Consider the following 14,995-nt stretch of genomic DNA (forward strand, 5'->3'; position numbering starts at 1 on the left):
TGCTGAAACAGATGTCAGGGGCGGGAAGTGAACGACGAAAATTGTACGAATTACCAGGAGGTGGCACACTAGCAACTTCCCAGATCAATAAGTCCCAAGGATGTTCATGGCCGACTCAAGTAACAGCATCAGTAAAGTCATTACCACTAGCACCACCTTCATTGATAAAGCAGTTGAGTTTCGCCACTTCATGTTACTGACTTCGTTTCTGTTGGCACTGGATTCCTGCCTGATGATTTTCTTCAAAAAGAACCTTCTGCAGTCTTTCGGTAGTTTAAGCGCTCCTGAGGTCAACGCCGCAGGGGCTTTGGTTTTCCTGGGAATCTTTGCGTTTCTGATGGCCCTGCTTTTTCCTGTTTTGCGTTACGTATTACTAGGGGTTACCACATGGATTAAATGGCAATATCCAGCCAAAGATAAAAAAAATAATCATGATTATCGCTATCCTTCTGACGTCCGCAAAAAAGGGCTTATTGAAAGAGACAAACTCATTATTGAGTTGCTCGACAAAGAAAACGAGCAAAGAAGGGATCACCAGACCAACATGAACATCGGCTTTGGCCTAGTGATTATGTTTTTGATCAACTATCTTTTCTTGGGAACTGATCAAGTGTTGACGCTCACTCAAACTGCGGTCACGTTGCTGGACGTTATGAAGGGGTTCTGGATTAGCGCTTTGATCCATATCTCGTTGGGTACGTTCACGATTTTCTTGGTTGCGGTACTCGCCATGTCACTCAAACCCGAGACCAGCGATAAGATTTATCTGCCTGAGTCCGACGAGGAGAAGGCTATGCGGGAAGAAAGAGAAAAGAAGATGCAAGGGCCAAATGGTGTCTACCTGGGCTGAGAAATACATTGCGCTTGCTTAAACATTTTAAGAGAAGAGACAACGGATATATTCTGTCTGGGCAATAAATCCGGCCCCTTTATTTTTAAAGTCGGGATGGGACCGCAACACCAATTGGAGCTGCTACAGACGCGCCCGTTTCGGAAGGCGGCGAGTGAAGTGGAAGAAGGCCGGATCAATGAAAAAGCTGAACCCAGGCTACCCACAGCAAGGGCGAAACCCTAACTGTGTTAACTGTTCGATTGCTACTAATGCAACCTTATCCGGGGCTCCTGCATCAGCGTTGCCTATCAGATCAACCAAAGGAGTGCCGATTAGTGTCTTGGAGAGGCAGTTTGGGGGCAAGTTTGGCTTGGCGACAACACCTGAGAAGATTATTCAGCAAATTGGTTGAAGCCGGGCATGGGGCGAGAGGGATCGTTTTCGGTTCGTACGGCCCAGGGCAGCCGGGGCATGTTTTTAACGTTGTCAATCAGAGTGGTGCTGTCCGGTATTTGGATGGGCAGACCGGAAAGTCCGCAAATCTACTAAATTTCGACACGTTGCAGTTATTGAGGACCAATTGATGTTCGACTATGAATATGCTCTGAATAAGGCGAAAGAGTATCTTGAGGATTCAGAGCTACCTTTGCAGATTACGTATGAAGGTGAGTTCGCGGAGGGGTGGTTCTTTTGCTATCAATCAGCTGAGTATTTACGAACTGGCGATTCGTCTGATCAGTTAGCGGGAAATAGCCCATTTCTGATTGACCGGAATACCGGTGAGTTGTTCGAATTGGGTACGGATAAGCCTATAGCAGAGTACATTGAGGATTACCTTCATGAGCGCTCTGCGTCGTGAATATGAGCGGCTACCTGACAGTTTCTTCGAGTCAAGTGGGTGTAGATATAAGAGGGCTTATGATTCGGCGATAGACCCGGTATTGACCGGACACCCCGCTGACACTTAAGAGCATATGCTATGAATACAGATTACCGACTCATTGAAAATAATCTCAGCTTCGTTCTTGCTGAGCTCGGATCTCAGCCGGAGGTGGCTTGGTTCTTCTCCCCCGAATCCTTATCTTATCAGGAGCAAATCGATCAGTTGTATGAGTGGGTGAATGACGCGGGAGAGTATGGTCTGGTGTATGAAAACGTCGTTTCCATGCTTGAAGTGCTTCCTTTCAAGTTATCTGGAAAGGCAGCAATAAAACTTCCGGAGGTCGGTTTGATTTTTGGTTTCAAGACTGAGTCAGCGTCAGATAAAGGCTTCGACCGACGTTAATTGCAGACGAGATAAGAGGACCGAGATAAGGGAACTGATTCATTTTGTTTAAAAAAATCAACCCGTCCCCTTTCTGCTCATCTGAGTTAGCTGTTGCTTAAGCACATTACGTGGGTCGCATGGTCATGGTCTGTTCGCATGAAGCCACACTTCAGATAAAACGCGTCGCCAAAAGCGGTATCGGTGAAAAGGCACACGCTCTGAAAGCGCAGAGCTGCATGTGCAACAAGCGCCTTTACCAACGTCTGTCCCACGTGATGCCGCCTTGATGAAGCGCTGATATAGACCCGTCGCAACCTCGCCATGTTCTTTTTGACGGAGGGATCAACCGAGAGGCCTCCGATGCCTATTAGCTGATGATTTCGATACGCGGCCATAAGGCATTCGCCGGGGGAATTAAAGCGATTTGTCCCGGAATCCCATTCGGTAATCAGGCGGGTCAGAAACCTGAAACCTTCGCCGACCGCCTCTTTTTCTAGCACCCGAATCTGCGCGGGCAGATGGGTGATCCGTTGAATGTCGACTTGGCTCATGTGCCTTCCTTGATGGGGCGCAGACCTATCTAGCTGACAGGGGGTCTTCCGGACGAGTCACACAGGAAGGGATGCCCTGCCGCACGTGATTCCACCGGCTTTCAGCGTCACCGGGCGGCTTTTCAGGCGCCGCCGTCGAGGCCATGCATGTGGGCCACCACGTGCATGAAGACCCACGCATCACCCTTTTCGTACGTCTCCGGCGCCTCGCTGCCGCCGAGAAACGGGTAAGGATTCGGTATGTAAACCTGATTTTCAGAAAGCGGGCCCAGGTGCCGGAACAACTCGGCGACGTGATCCGAGTCCAGGACATACAGTTCGAACCCCGGCTCTTTCAATACCTCCGCTTCAAAATCTTCGATTGACGGGTGGCTTCCGTACGACTTTGCCGCGCACTTGAAAGGGTGCAGCACGAGGTACTCCGAGTCGTGTGGGTTGCGAAGAAAGAAATGGCCGAGGCTTGAGTAACCAATAACCTCGGTGTGGTTCGGGAAGCTGGCGGCCCAGGCGCCCAAATCGCTCGAGGGTCGAACCGGAAAGAGTGTGTAGAGAACAAGTTCGGATGGCTTTCCGAATATTTTGGAGAAAAGTCCCAAGGTGAAACCTCAAGTTGAGCGCTTGGTAGCAAGACGCGCTGGTAAATTTTTATGGTCTAAAACGACAGGCCGCTACATTCAATTTGGCGAACAGACTCGGATCTCACGTCTGGTAGAAAAAGACTGTGACATCGTCCGGATTTGATCCCTTTCACGCTTTACCAAAACCAAGCAATGACCGCAGCCAGCCTGCCGACTTCCGTTCATAGAAAGGCGTTGTTTCCTTGAGGAAGTAATCGCTAAGGCCCTCCCCGCCTTCGGTCACGCGATAGAGGTCAACGGGTTCGCCTTCCGGAGCGGTATCTCCGGCAACGGTTCCGGCTTCGCGCATCACCCGTTCAAAATCTCCGTCCACTGCAATACCAATGATCAGATGAGGCTTTTGATCAACCGATGGGTCATGCATCAACGCCAAAAATGCACGTTTAACGTTGCGATGTTTAGCGAGTAACTGCGTGAGCGAGTTGACCATCCTCGATGGGTATTGCGATGGCTGTCCGAGCAGCACGTTCGTGTCTTTTTCGACCGTGCGCTGCGCAGGCTTCTGGCCGACCCCGTCGGAGAGCAGATGGCGCACTTCCTCCGGCAAAAACTCTTTCCCGTAAGGCGACTTCGGATTGAGGAAAAGAGGCGCGCCCAGTGTGATTTCAAACAGCGATCTGGCCGGGATTTCTACGTAGGATTCTTCGCTGTCTATGGACCCTTGCAATACTTTCAACGAAGAAAAAAACGGGATGACAGGTGAGCCGTCAGCCTTCTGCCAATTCGCGATCCTGATGTTGCTACCCGCCTCGAGCGTTACATGACCTTTGCCAGTCCCGGCAGTGCCAAGCACGTAGACAACTGAGTTCAGCAGCATGTTGAAAAACTCAGGTCGATGGGCCGGCTCATCGGCCGCCAGCCTGAGTGACTGTTCGAGGGCGTTTTCTTGCTGGTTGTTCATGATTTCCATCCGTGGCTCCACCAAACAGACAACAAATGAGTGCATAGCGCGCGTAGTTTTCCACGGGACTGTGAAAACAGGAAGGACACGACGCTCTGCTGATGGCAGCGCCTTGCATTCGACATGGTCAGGGGTTTCACACGATGTGAAAAATGTGTCGTCAGTGGCAACAAACTTAAAAGCACTCTGATATCATTCTCACCTGCGAATACTTCGCATTGCCAGGGAGGCGTCAACCCATTCTGATCACCTTGCTGGGTAGCCCGTAATGTTCCTTTCGCATCCGTTTCGCCCCACCCTGCTTGCGCTTTGCTGCTCTGCGAGCTTCATCGCCAATGCTGCCGATTCGGCGGTTGAGCTCGGCGCTACTGACATAAACGCGGATGCCGTCAAGGCTAATTCCAACACGCTGCCTGAGGTCTACGCAGGTGGTCAGGTCGCTCGGGGCGGGCAGATGGGTGTTCTGGGTAATCAGGACAACATGAACGTCCCTTTCACCATGACCAGCTACACCTCCCAGCTTATCGAGGATCAGCAGGCTGAAGATGTGGGAGACGTACTCCTCAACGACCCGTCGGTGCGCCAGTCTTACGGCTTCGGTAACCAGTCGCAGATATTCGTGATCCGCGGTTTGCCGTTGGCAGGCGACGATATCTCCTACGGCGGTCTGTACGGAGTCCTTCCTCGGCAAATTCTCTCCACGGACGCCATTGAGCGGGTGGAAGTATTCAAAGGTCCCAACGCGTTTATCAACGGCGTGAGCCCCACCGGTACGGGCTTGGGTGGCAGCGTGAATTTGCAGCCCAAGCGTGCTGAAGACGTGCCGACTCGCCGTTACACCCAAGACATCAGTTCTGACGGCCGCGTTGGTGAGCATCTGGACCTTGGCCAACGCTTCGGCGAGGGCAACCGATTCGGAGCGCGAGTCAACCTTAGCCAACGCGAAGGCGACACTGCGATTGATGACGAAAACCAGCGCACCAAGTTGTTCGTCGCGGGACTCGATTATCGGGGTGACAACTTTCGCGTCTCTACCGACTTTGGCTACCAGAAACAGCGCATCAACGGTTTACGCAACACCGTGCAATTGGGTAATGCGACTAAAATCCCGACCGCCCCTGACGCCAGCCACAACTACGGCCAGGACTGGACTAATGCCGAAACCGAAGACACGTTCGGCATGATGCGTGGCGACTGGGACCTGAATGAAAACTGGACGGCCTACCTTGCAGGGGGCGCCAAGCATACGCGTGAAACGGGCGTATACGGCACGCCAACCCTCGTAGGTAATAACGGCGTTGCAACTGTCGGCGGCTCTGAGATCCCGCACAATGAGGACAACACCAGCTTTGCAGCGGGGCTTAACGGTCATGTTCAAACCGGGCCGGTGAGTCATCAGATCGCGATTGGCGCCTCTACCATCTGGACCCAGCAAGAGAACGCCTACACCTTCTACCGCCCGGTCACCGGGAATACCAATATCTACACCACACCTAGTCTGCCCAAGCCAACGGCGGTCTCCAGCACCGGCGGCGATATGGGCGATCCGGGCGTCACCGGCAAAACCCGCAACCGAAGCCTGGCCGTTTCCGACACAGTTGGCTTGTTCGACGACAGTTTGCTGCTGACCTATGGCGTACGCCGTCAGCAGCTGCGCGTAGAGAACTACTCGTACGACGGCACCACTTCCAACGGAGCCGCTAACGCGGCCAATGACGGCAGCCGTACTTCGCTTTACGACGAATCCATCACCACTCCGGTGTACGGCATCGTCTATAAACCGACTGACACCGTTTCCCTGTATGCAAACCGCATTGAAGGCTTGGCCAAAGGGCCGGTCGCATCCGGTACCGTCACCAATCTTGGGGAGGCTTTCCCGCCTGGCCGCACCAAGCAACTGGAAGCGGGTATCAAGCTGGACATGCAATCGTTCGGCGCAAATCTTGGTGTGTTCCGAATCGAGAAGCCCAGCGATGGCTACGTCGATGCGACACAGCGCCTCTACATTCGCGACGGCGAGCAGGTGAACAAAGGCGTTGAGCTGAGCGTGTTTGGTGAGCCCATCGAAGGCCTTCGCCTGATGGCAGGCGGCACGCGCATGACCTCGGAGCTGAAGAAGACCGCGGGCGGGCTCGCTGATGGCAACCATGCCATCGGGGTGCCCAGCTTCCAGCTAAATGCGAGCGTCGACTGGGACGTTCCTGGCCTGGAGGGAGCTGCCCTTAGCGCCCGTATGCTTCGTACTGGAGGCCAGTATGCGGACCAGGCCAATAACCTGAGCCTTCCCACCTGGAATCGGTTCGATGCCGGGGCGCGCTACAAACTTAAAGTCGATCAAAGGGACCTGACGTTGCGCGTCAATGTGGAGAACATCACCGACAAGAACTACTGGGCCTCAGCCAACGGAGGCTATCTCAGCCAGGGCGACCCGCGTCTGGTCAAACTCTCAGGCACCATAGACTTCTAAATCAGAGCTCCCAAGGGATAGGCATGATCATTCCCTTGGGAGCAAGTGTCTTTAGACGAGTCGAATTCAGGTCAGCCAGCGGACAGACCCAAGCGCCCAAGGCATAGCTCAGATCAAGCGTTCAGCAGCATCTAAGGTACGCCTCGCGGTGTCAGTTGCCTGGGAGAGTTTTACCTCTCGATAACCCGCTCTCTTTTTCAGCGCTTCTTGTCATCAGATCCCGGGCCCCGCGTCACCTCAAATCGCCTCACATTCTTGCGCAACCAACCCAGAAAACCATTGGCGTCAGCCACCACTGGCTTCGCCTCCAGCATCGCCGCCCTCGCCTTCGCGCGAAACTTAGCCAACCCAGCCAGCGCCCCCATCAACTCCGGATGCTCCGCCAACCACGGCTCCAGATCGGCCTTGTCGATCCGGTAAATCATGCAGTCGGTGTACGCACAAAAGCGCCCAAGCGTCGGTGCTCCATCAACAAACCCACTCTCACCCAGCACGATGTGTTTTTGCCGGATAAGCGCCCAGGCGCATGTTCTGTTCCAGTTGCGCGCGGGTGGATCAGGTCGAACAGCTGATTGCGCACCGCTGACGCTCGGTCCCGGGACTTCACGTAGCCGGTGACTTGGTATTCGACGATGCGCAGGCCGGACTTGACCACCACCACCACCACCACCACCACCACCACCACCGACGGCGACGGCGCGGGCTGGGCCAGTAATTCGCGGCAGCCGAGCAGCGCTTTCTCCAGGGAATCCAGCACCAGGCTGGGCCGCAGGCGGGTCGACAGTTCGATGGACAGGGTGCAGTGGAAATGCATGGATAAGGGGAGGGATTTATTTAACTCAGAAAATAAATCCATCCTTTTTATGTCCAGGTTTCTCTCTACGCCGAACCACGGAAGAGGACTAAACGCATTAATCGGCTATCGACCTTGCATGCAACGATGGCACTATGACTTCCTTAGGAGAAAGGTAGCGTTTGGCGCAAAGCAAGCCGGACGTCAGGCGCATAGGGATAGGGAAGATGGCTTCAATTAAGATGGATGGTGAGGACAAGACCGCAAAGATCAGTGACTGGACGATTCGCTGGAACGACAAGGACAAAACCCTGGAACTGACCTGTCACTACCCTTCAAAGAAAAAATACACTCGCCCGCTCAGCAACTGCCAGGTTTCGCCCATCCGCGAGTTGACTAATGTATTGCTGCACAAGACCGGCAGCACGATCGCCAAGCCCGTTGCCAAGGCTACGATTTATGACGAGCGATACGTCGTAGTGCACTATCCGGGAGCCGAAAAGCCTTATGTCTACAAGATGGACACTATCGGCTTGACCGCGCCGACACCGATGAAAGAAACGCCGGTCTTCAGCTATTTCACCATGGTGGCGAATGCCCGGCGGGATCGAGGTGAGTCCAAGACTGATCGCGACATTGCCGACAACGTGGTGCGCCAGCTCAACAAACTTCCTGCCATCGCTGGCACTGCGTTGGACGCCTATTGTACGGGCCGCAACGGCACGCTGACGCCGGGTCAGGGGCTTATCTACCCGTTCGGGCTTAACGAGAGTCAGCTTCAGGCGGTCGAGCGAGCGTTCAGCTCACAAGTCAGCGTGATAGAGGGCCCGCCAGGGACCGGCAAAACCCAGACGATCCTCAACATCCTCGCCAATATTCTGCTACGCGGGCAGACAGTAGCAGTGCTGTCCAACAACAACGCTGCCGTAGAAAACGTCTATGAAAAGCTGGAAAAGCACGGCCTGGGCCACTTGGTCGCCCAACTCGGGAATCAGAGCAAACGTGAGGCCTTCTTCGCTGACCTGCCCGCGTGGCCAACAAGCGCACCCGAGCCCGCACCATCCCTAGAGAATATTCAGGGATTGCTGAGCCGCTTGAAGCGGCACCTGCAAGACCATAACAGGGCGGCACAACTGCAAATTGAGCTGGACGAGTTGGTCATTGAGCGGCGCCACCTGCAGCAGTGGCAAGCAGAAAGCGATGTGCCGGCGATAGGCTCGCTCGACAAGTACGGCCTGACACCGCGCAAGACTACGGACCTTATGGCTTATCTGGCTTACCTCGGCGAGCAGCGCATTCATCTAAAAGACCGCATTGAGCTACTGTTTAAATTCAGAATCTTTCGCACCAAGCCATTTGCCGAGGGCGAAGCGCGCCTCGCTGTTTTTCAAGCATTGCAGATGCACTACTACGACGAGTCACATCGGGACAAAGAGGCGGAACTACGGACGTGCCGTGAGTCGCTGGCACGCGCGAATTTCACAGCCCTGCTGAATGAACTTACATCAGCATCCATGCACCATCTGAAGCAGCATCTGCAACTTCAGGTACCGACGTCTGACCGGTTTGATGCCAAAACTTACCGCAGGCATTTCGATGCCTTCGTGAAGCGTTTTCCTGTCCTTGGCAGCGGCACGCACTCAATCGTCAACTCGATCGCGCCGGGAGCGGTCCTCGACTACGTGATCATTGACGAAGCTTCTTTGCAGGACATCGTTCCAGGCATCCTGCCGCTAGGCTGCGCAAAGAATCTGATCGTCGTTGGAGACAACCGCCAGTTGCCGCATATTCCTGTATCACTAGGGATTCAAGCGCCCGCCGATGCCTACGATTGCGAGCGCTACAGCTTGCTGGATTCATGCATTGCCGTGTTCCAGGACACGCTGCCCAGGACCCTGCTGAAAGAACATTACCGCTGCCACCCCAGGATCATCCAGTTCTGCAATCAGCAGTTCTACGACAACGCGCTGGTGCCAATGACCGAGGACAACGGCGAAGACCCCTTGCGCCTGGTGGTGACAGCCAAAGGCAACCACGCCAGGAACAACACTAATCTTCGGGAATTGGACTCTCTGCTGAAGGTCCTTGAGGACGAGGGGCCGGCCGCCGGAATGGACGGCGACGGCCGCGGTTACATCGCCCCGTTTCGGGCGCAAGTCAAGCTTTCCGGCACGCACTTGCCGACGGATTTCGTCAAAGACACCGTGCACAAGTTTCAGGGCCGCGAATGCGACGAAATCGTCTTCTCCACCGTGCTCGACAAGAAGCGTTACAACCAAATGCGAGAACGCCTCGATTTCGTCGACGAACCACGCATGATCAATGTGGCGGTTTCGCGGGCCAAACATCGTTTCACCCTGGTAACCGGCGATGAGGTATTTACTGACAACAATGGCCATATCGCCGCGCTGATCCGCTACATCAGTTATTACGCGCAGGGCGAGCAGATTGTCCGAGCGCCGGTGGTGTCGGCATTCGACTTGCTTTATCGCGAGTACGACCAATCTCTGGCGCGCTTGGACGCCCGGCTCAGGACCGAGGATTCTCGCTACAAGTCCGAGCAGATCATTGCGCAGTTGCTGCGCGAAGCGCTGTCAGCCCCGGCCTACCAGGCATTGAAATATCACAAACAGATCCAGCTAGATCAGCTTGCATCGCCGGCTAGCCTCGACTGGACGGAGCGCCAGCGAGCGTTCATGAGGCGCGCCAGTTGCGATTTCGTGATCTATTTCAAAGTAGGCAAGAAACCGATCGGGGTGATTGAGGTTGATGGGGGATACCACGACCAACCCGTGCAGGCGGCTCGGGACGCCATGAAAAATGAGATTTTAGCCACAAGTGGTATTCCGATTCTGCGGCTGCGGACAGTTGAGAGTGACATCGAGCGGAGAATTGCCGGTTTTATTGCGCAATGGGCAAGTCCTATGCATGGCGTATGATCGCTGCTGTTGCGGTCCTCAGTCGCCGCTGGTAGAAGTCAATCCGAAGATGCCTGTAGCCAAGACGCAAGCTGGTGCATCGGATGCTACCGAAAGTGATTGCATCCCACACGTAGACATCAGTCCGCAGGTAGGGCTCAATATTAGTCATTGGTTGCTTCAGTGATCGGATCGAAAGCAACTGCTGGTGAGGGATCGCTTTAGATCCCGCGATAGGAGACGGCTTTATTTCACCTAGAAAATAAATCCGTCCCCGTTTTCATGAAAGACTCAGGCCGATGGGCCGGCTCATCCGCCGCCAGCCTGAGTGATTGTTCGAGTGCGTTTTCTTGCTGGTTGTCCATGATTTCCATCCGTGGCTCCATCAAAACCGACAAAAAATGAGTGCAAAGCGCGCGTAGTTTTCCACGCGATAGGTTCCCGCGCTGCGACAGGCCCGGCACGCGCCCCTGTGGCGTAATCACTGGCTAATTAGGCGCGACGCTATTCGAAGAGCGATGAGACAAAGAATTAATAAAGAACCCAAAGCAATGGGCATAACCAAAAGCTTCTTGTAAGCACCAGGGAGGCGTTCAACCTCTCCAGCATCGACCAAACCTCGTTTAGCATGGATCTTTGGCATCATTACTACGGTAGCAATAACTCCACCCCTCATGACTTTTCCGATCAGACCAGCATTACCCCACACCTTTCGCGTATCAGTCACATAAGAGCAGTTGGTCAGACGACTCTCGATAGCGTCAATATACCTATGGGCAATGAACGCTACTGAAAAACACACTAACAACAAAAGCAACAATACGATCCCGTTAGCCAAACCAATCTGAATGCTGTTCATTTTCCGAATTTACCGTATAAAACATCACCAAAAGCTTCGCCACCTGATTCCCCTAAGGCTCCACCGCCCATTCCTCCCAATGCCCCTCCTACAACTCCGCACGCGAGCGTCCCCATTCCGCCCGTGGGAACACCAATGATTACGCATGCGGCTCCTGCAGCAAAGCCGCCCACATATCCCATGAAACCAGCTCCCGCTAAACTTCCAACGAGAGAGCTGCTTTCAACATATTTTGCTCTTGTACATTGCTCCTCGCGTCCCACCGCGCAAGCATTTCGAATTGCTAGTGCGGTGGCGCCTACATCAAGCGCTGTTCCAATGTAGGTCCCTCGTTTTACCCATCTAGCAGCCTGCGCCACCCCAGATACCTTGTCGGCGTATCCCGCGATTTCTCCGGCATGCAGATAGCTGTTGGTTGATAGCCCGAGCATTCTTTTGATTGAGCCTTCGTTGCGAAGCCCGGACCCATATGACAGAAAATTATCCAGTTGCCTGTCAAGCTTCATGAATAGTTCTGTTCGCTTGGCGTAGAAAGTATCTCGTTGAGTCATAGTGCCGGAGCCCATGTGCTCCCGGTACAGTTTTTCGATGGCTTGAAGCGATTTCTTGATCTCCTCCATATGCTTAGCCCAACCATCACTCGCAGCTCCTACGCCCATGGACGTGTAGGATATCGCCTGTTTGAGCAGCTCAAAATTGTCGAGAAAAAAATCATCAGCTTCCACCCCATTAGTAAGCAATGCCGTATGCACCACGGCAGCCTTTGCCATCAGGAATGCTTCTTGAGCTGTAGACGACGGTGTTGAGGCATCGCCCACAATCACCAGTTCACCGGCAAGCACAACTCCGCCCGAGATGTGGGAGTTGAGGGCAACAAACTTAGCTTTGATATTCTTGGGCAGCGGGATACTGGCCTTCAAAGAGTCGAAGGTCTGTGTTTTGGAGTTGATGAAGGAACGCGCCTCGGCCATGGTCATGCCTCACGAATATTTTTTGTTATTGATGCGATCCCATCCCCCTGCCACGTTACCACCCGCGGTTCCATCGACACGTTTCTGCTGGGTGTAGGTGGTTTTGATTCGCCCGTAGTTGAGTTGCACGATTTCCATGGGGGTGCCGGAACTGGCGGTCTGGGTGTAATCGGCGATGATGACTTCTTCAAGTACCACTTCGTAGTATTTCAATTTGTCAGTGCCAGCGCGGCACAGGACAAGCTTCACTTCCTTTAGATGCTGGCCAGCGCAGCTGGCTTCCATCAACTTGCAGCTCGCGCTGTCGAGGTATTTGGTAAATGTGAAGTTGGTCATGGTAGTACGGCCAGATGAAGCGCCGCCTGCGGAACTTGCGGTTGCGGAAGTGCTTTGACTAACGCCAAAATTATAGCCGGTGATTTCAATCCACTTACTGTACTTCTCGTCCAGAGCTTCGCCAGGAATATCTGCGATCTGAATAAAGGCGTCGAAAGCCATCTTTTACCTCTCCTTGGTAGCCCATCTGCTACACGTTAATTTGGCGTACAGCGCGGCTACGACAGTGCATTACACAAATCAGTTCCCTCAGCAGAGTCAGCTGCGGGCAATGAGGTATTTCAGCAACGCTCCAGCTTGCTGAGCGCCTGTGGCCTCATGCGGATATTGGGTGAGATCACTTCGGCTATCGATAACTTGTGGCAGGTATCGTAATTCCAGATCCATCGGCAGTCTCGTTTGGCGACGTCGTCGAGGGGCCGCTTTGGCTAAACATCGATTGACCGTGAAAAATTTCCCTCACCTACAACCAGCAGGCTCATCAGCTGTTCTCGTCAGCTTCTCTTGTCAGTCGGCCCCTGCCCCCGCGTCACCTCAAACCGCCTCACATTCTTGCGCAACCAACCCAGAAACCCATTGGCATCCGCCACCACCGGCTTGGCCTCCAACATCGCCGCCCTCGCCTTCGCCCGAAACTTAGCCAACCCCGCCAACGCCCCAATCAACTCCGGATGCTCCGCCAACCACGGCTCCAGATCGGCCTTATCGATCCGGTAAATCATGCAGTCGGTGTACGCACAAAACCGCCCAAGCGTCGGTGCCCCATCAACAAACCCACCCTCACCCAGCAACTCCCCCGGCCCCATGCGCCCTACTTCAAGCCAGCCGTCCGGTCGTTGCAGCGACACTGAAACGACGCCGGACTCGATAATGAACAGCGCATCAGGCACCACGCCCTCGGCCAGCACGATGTCTTTCGCCGGATAAGCGCCCAGGCGCATGCGCTGCTCGAGTTGCGCGCGGTCGGCGTCGCTAAGCATGCGCAACGCATTCACGGTATTCAGCACGGCAGACTGCCGCGTGGCAGGGCGTTGCTGGTCCTGGCGGGTTTCGGTGGACGCCAGTTGTCGGTGAATCAGGTCGAACAGCTGGTTGCGCACCGCTGAACTTCGGTCCCGGGATTTCACGTAGCCGGTGACCTGGTATTCGACGATGCGCAGCCCGGACTTGACCACCACTGCCGATGGCGCGGGCTGGGCCAGTAATTCGCGGCAGCCGAGCAGCGCTTTCTCCAGAGAGTCCAGCACCAGGCTGGGCCGCAGGCGGGTAGACAGTTCGATGGACAGGGTGACCGAATGGAAATGGTCCGGCCGGCTGAAGTTGACGATGCGGGTCTTAGCGGCCATGGCGTTGGGGATCACCGCCATGCTGCCTTCGGAGGTCAGCAGGTGGGTGGATCGCCAGTCGATTTCGATGACTTTGCCTTCTATGTCGTCGACGCGAATCCAGTCGTCCACCCGAAACGGCTTGGTCGCATTGAGGACGATGCCGGAGAACACATCGCCCAGGGTGCTTTGTACGGCGAGACCCAGGATGATCGCTACGGCGCCTGAGGTCGCCAGCAGGCCTTTGACCGGCAGGTCGAGCACGTAGGCGGCCGCCGCCACGGTTGCAACAAGGAAGATGATCGCGCCCATGACGTCTTGCAGCAGATGGCCCTTGCCGCCGATCCGAGGCTCCATGATCACCACGGCGAGCACAGTCAGGGTTCGCGCGCCGTAGAGCCACCAGGCGATGGTCAGAATGGTCGCCAGCACATGTCGCGGAACGGACCAGTCGGCGGGCACCGGATACAGCGGACTCAGCCCGCCATCCAGCAGCGCCATGCTGAACAGCACAAACAGCACCAGCCGGCAAACGAGCTTGCGCCGGCGCCAGCGCGGGTGCAGCCATTGCCAGAGCGTGAGGTCGATGACCAGCAGCACGGAAGCGCTGATCAACGGATAGGCGAACCACAAATGATCCATCGACATTCCCTGAGGGTGGACAGCCCGTGGAGCTTAGCTGAATACCCTGCAGGGAAGTGCCGGTCACATTATCGGGGGAAGAGTGGAGCGAATCGGGGCGAAGGATGATGGTGATGACGCTGTTGGAGCCGGCTTGCTGGCGAATGCGGGGGGGTCAGGCGGCTGGAAGTCGCGGCTGATATTTTTCGCGGGCAAGCGCGCTCCTACCGTTAATCTCGACACCATCCGGAATCTTCGATGTACATGAATTTTGTAGGAGCCGGCTTGCTGGCGAATGCGGGGGGTCAGGCGGCTGGAAGTCGCGGCTGATATTTTTCGCGGGCAAGCGCGCTCCTATCGTTAATCTCGACACCATCCGGAATCTTCGATGTACATGAATTTTGTAGGAGCCGGCTTGCTGGCGAATGCGGGGGGTCAGCGACAACGATTTCGACCAATAAACTGCGTTCGCCAGCAAGCCGGCTCCTACGGGGTGTGCAGCTAATCAGTCCACCG

Annotated in this window: 16 protein-coding genes; 6 read left to right on the forward strand and 10 right to left on the reverse strand. The window is 54.9% G+C overall.

The genetic code is table 11. The annotated features are described in order from the left end of the window. Nucleotides 1-106: 106 nt before the first annotated feature. From AC0Z8Z_RS05340 to AC0Z8Z_RS05355, 4 genes are all read left to right on the forward strand, one after another. Nucleotides 107-850 carry a hypothetical protein gene (locus AC0Z8Z_RS05340; RefSeq protein ID WP_485618214.1) on the forward strand — a complete coding sequence of 248 codons (744 nt, stop codon included), beginning with the start codon at nucleotides 107-109 and terminating at the stop codon, nucleotides 848-850. Nucleotides 851-1,101: 251 nt separating this feature from the next. Beyond that, nucleotides 1,102-1,416 carry a toxin glutamine deamidase domain-containing protein gene (locus AC0Z8Z_RS05345; RefSeq protein ID WP_485618215.1) on the forward strand — a complete coding sequence of 105 codons (315 nt, stop codon included), beginning with the start codon at nucleotides 1,102-1,104 and terminating at the stop codon, nucleotides 1,414-1,416. Then, a complete protein-coding gene (locus tag AC0Z8Z_RS05350) occupies nucleotides 1,416-1,691 on the forward strand; it encodes a YrhB domain-containing protein (protein WP_485618216.1) in 276 nt (91 codons plus the stop codon). The genes AC0Z8Z_RS05345 and AC0Z8Z_RS05350 overlap by 1 nt, the downstream gene beginning before the upstream one ends. A gap of 120 nt (nucleotides 1,692-1,811) precedes the next feature. Beyond that, on the forward strand, nucleotides 1,812-2,117 hold the full coding sequence (locus AC0Z8Z_RS05355) for a hypothetical protein (RefSeq protein WP_485618217.1): 306 nt from the start codon (nucleotides 1,812-1,814) through the stop codon (nucleotides 2,115-2,117). A gap of 86 nt (nucleotides 2,118-2,203) precedes the next feature. On the opposite strand, the gene AC0Z8Z_RS05360 is transcribed toward AC0Z8Z_RS05355, so the two are convergent. The 3 genes from AC0Z8Z_RS05360 to sseB form a co-directional block, all read right to left on the reverse strand. Next, nucleotides 2,204-2,650: a GNAT family N-acetyltransferase gene (locus AC0Z8Z_RS05360; RefSeq protein WP_485618218.1), complete on the reverse strand. Its 447-nt coding sequence runs from the start codon at nucleotides 2,648-2,650 to the stop codon at nucleotides 2,204-2,206. 122 nt (nucleotides 2,651-2,772) lie between these two features. Beyond that, nucleotides 2,773-3,246, reverse strand: a complete 474-nt coding sequence (locus AC0Z8Z_RS05365) for a hypothetical protein (protein ID WP_485618219.1) — start codon at nucleotides 3,244-3,246, stop codon at nucleotides 2,773-2,775. A 151-nt stretch (nucleotides 3,247-3,397) separates the two neighbouring features. After that, nucleotides 3,398-4,198, reverse strand: coding sequence for an enhanced serine sensitivity protein SseB (gene sseB / locus AC0Z8Z_RS05370; protein ID WP_485618220.1), 801 nt, complete (start codon nucleotides 4,196-4,198; stop codon nucleotides 3,398-3,400). Nucleotides 4,199-4,457: 259 nt separating this feature from the next. Between sseB and AC0Z8Z_RS05375 the strand changes: the two genes are divergently transcribed. After that, on the forward strand, nucleotides 4,458-6,656 hold the full coding sequence (locus AC0Z8Z_RS05375) for a TonB-dependent receptor (RefSeq protein ID WP_485618221.1): 2,199 nt from the start codon (nucleotides 4,458-4,460) through the stop codon (nucleotides 6,654-6,656). A 197-nt stretch (nucleotides 6,657-6,853) separates the two neighbouring features. Here the strand turns inward: AC0Z8Z_RS05375 and AC0Z8Z_RS05380 are convergent, their stop codons facing one another. Beyond that, entirely contained in the window at nucleotides 6,854-7,081 is a 228-nt protein-coding gene (locus AC0Z8Z_RS05380; RefSeq protein WP_485618222.1) for a hypothetical protein, read from the reverse strand. Further along, complete coding sequence (locus AC0Z8Z_RS05385; RefSeq protein WP_485618223.1) at nucleotides 7,078-7,512, reverse strand: hypothetical protein; 435 nt, start codon at nucleotides 7,510-7,512, stop codon at nucleotides 7,078-7,080. Before AC0Z8Z_RS05385 ends, AC0Z8Z_RS05380 begins: the two co-directional genes overlap by 4 nt. 164 nt (nucleotides 7,513-7,676) lie before the next feature. On the opposite strand from AC0Z8Z_RS05385, the gene AC0Z8Z_RS05390 reads away from it, so the two are divergent. Continuing rightward, entirely contained in the window at nucleotides 7,677-10,388 is a 2,712-nt protein-coding gene (locus AC0Z8Z_RS05390) for an AAA domain-containing protein (RefSeq protein WP_485618224.1), read from the forward strand. A gap of 230 nt (nucleotides 10,389-10,618) precedes the next feature. On the opposite strand, the gene AC0Z8Z_RS05395 is transcribed toward AC0Z8Z_RS05390, so the two are convergent. The 5 genes from AC0Z8Z_RS05395 to AC0Z8Z_RS05415 all read right to left on the reverse strand — a co-directional run bounded on the left by AC0Z8Z_RS05395 (nucleotide 10,619) and on the right by AC0Z8Z_RS05415 (nucleotide 14,500). Continuing rightward, a complete protein-coding gene (locus tag AC0Z8Z_RS05395) occupies nucleotides 10,619-10,741 on the reverse strand; it encodes a hypothetical protein (protein ID WP_485618225.1) in 123 nt (40 codons plus the stop codon). Between the two features lie 107 nt (nucleotides 10,742-10,848). Further along, complete coding sequence (locus AC0Z8Z_RS05400) at nucleotides 10,849-11,226, reverse strand: hypothetical protein (protein WP_485618226.1); 378 nt, start codon at nucleotides 11,224-11,226, stop codon at nucleotides 10,849-10,851. Continuing rightward, nucleotides 11,223-12,197 carry a hypothetical protein gene (locus AC0Z8Z_RS05405; RefSeq protein WP_485618227.1) on the reverse strand — a complete coding sequence of 325 codons (975 nt, stop codon included), beginning with the start codon at nucleotides 12,195-12,197 and terminating at the stop codon, nucleotides 11,223-11,225. Before AC0Z8Z_RS05405 ends, AC0Z8Z_RS05400 begins: the two co-directional genes overlap by 4 nt. Before the next feature lie 9 nt (nucleotides 12,198-12,206). Beyond that, nucleotides 12,207-12,695, reverse strand: a complete 489-nt coding sequence (locus AC0Z8Z_RS05410) for an Hcp family type VI secretion system effector (RefSeq protein ID WP_485618228.1) — start codon at nucleotides 12,693-12,695, stop codon at nucleotides 12,207-12,209. Nucleotides 12,696-13,027: 332 nt separating this feature from the next. After that, on the reverse strand, nucleotides 13,028-14,500 hold the full coding sequence (locus AC0Z8Z_RS05415) for a mechanosensitive ion channel domain-containing protein (RefSeq protein WP_485618229.1): 1,473 nt from the start codon (nucleotides 14,498-14,500) through the stop codon (nucleotides 13,028-13,030). Nucleotides 14,501-14,995: the final 495 nt, after the last annotated feature.

The organism is Pseudomonas sp. 1L-C-7-B-C1 (assembly GCF_057291635.1).

Excerpts from the sequence above, each read along its gene's own strand:
- AC0Z8Z_RS05415 (WP_485618229.1), bottom strand. The coding sequence starts at position 14,500 with ATGGATCATTTGTGGTTCGCCTATCCGTTGATCAGCGCTTCCGTGCTG.
- AC0Z8Z_RS05380 (WP_485618222.1), bottom strand. The coding sequence starts at position 7,081 with ATGATTTACCGGATCGACAAGGCCGATCTGGAGCCGTGGTTGGCGGAG.
- AC0Z8Z_RS05405 (WP_485618227.1), bottom strand. The coding sequence starts at position 12,197 with ATGGCCGAGGCGCGTTCCTTCATCAACTCCAAAACACAGACCTTCGAC.
- AC0Z8Z_RS05410 (WP_485618228.1), bottom strand. The coding sequence starts at position 12,695 with ATGGCTTTCGACGCCTTTATTCAGATCGCAGATATTCCTGGCGAAGCT.
- AC0Z8Z_RS05395 (WP_485618225.1), bottom strand. The coding sequence starts at position 10,741 with ATGGAAATCATGGACAACCAGCAAGAAAACGCACTCGAACAATCACTC.
- AC0Z8Z_RS05375 (WP_485618221.1), top strand. The coding sequence starts at position 4,458 with ATGTTCCTTTCGCATCCGTTTCGCCCCACCCTGCTTGCGCTTTGCTGC.
- sseB (WP_485618220.1), bottom strand. The coding sequence starts at position 4,198 with ATGGAAATCATGAACAACCAGCAAGAAAACGCCCTCGAACAGTCACTC.
- AC0Z8Z_RS05360 (WP_485618218.1), bottom strand. The coding sequence starts at position 2,650 with ATGAGCCAAGTCGACATTCAACGGATCACCCATCTGCCCGCGCAGATT.
- AC0Z8Z_RS05400 (WP_485618226.1), bottom strand. The coding sequence starts at position 11,226 with ATGAACAGCATTCAGATTGGTTTGGCTAACGGGATCGTATTGTTGCTT.
- AC0Z8Z_RS05355 (WP_485618217.1), top strand. The coding sequence starts at position 1,812 with ATGAATACAGATTACCGACTCATTGAAAATAATCTCAGCTTCGTTCTT.
- AC0Z8Z_RS05385 (WP_485618223.1), bottom strand. The coding sequence starts at position 7,512 with ATGGATTTATTTTCTGAGTTAAATAAATCCCTCCCCTTATCCATGCAT.
- AC0Z8Z_RS05390 (WP_485618224.1), top strand. The coding sequence starts at position 7,677 with ATGGCTTCAATTAAGATGGATGGTGAGGACAAGACCGCAAAGATCAGT.
- AC0Z8Z_RS05345 (WP_485618215.1), top strand. The coding sequence starts at position 1,102 with ATGCAACCTTATCCGGGGCTCCTGCATCAGCGTTGCCTATCAGATCAA.
- AC0Z8Z_RS05350 (WP_485618216.1), top strand. The coding sequence starts at position 1,416 with ATGTTCGACTATGAATATGCTCTGAATAAGGCGAAAGAGTATCTTGAG.
- AC0Z8Z_RS05340 (WP_485618214.1), top strand. The coding sequence starts at position 107 with ATGGCCGACTCAAGTAACAGCATCAGTAAAGTCATTACCACTAGCACC.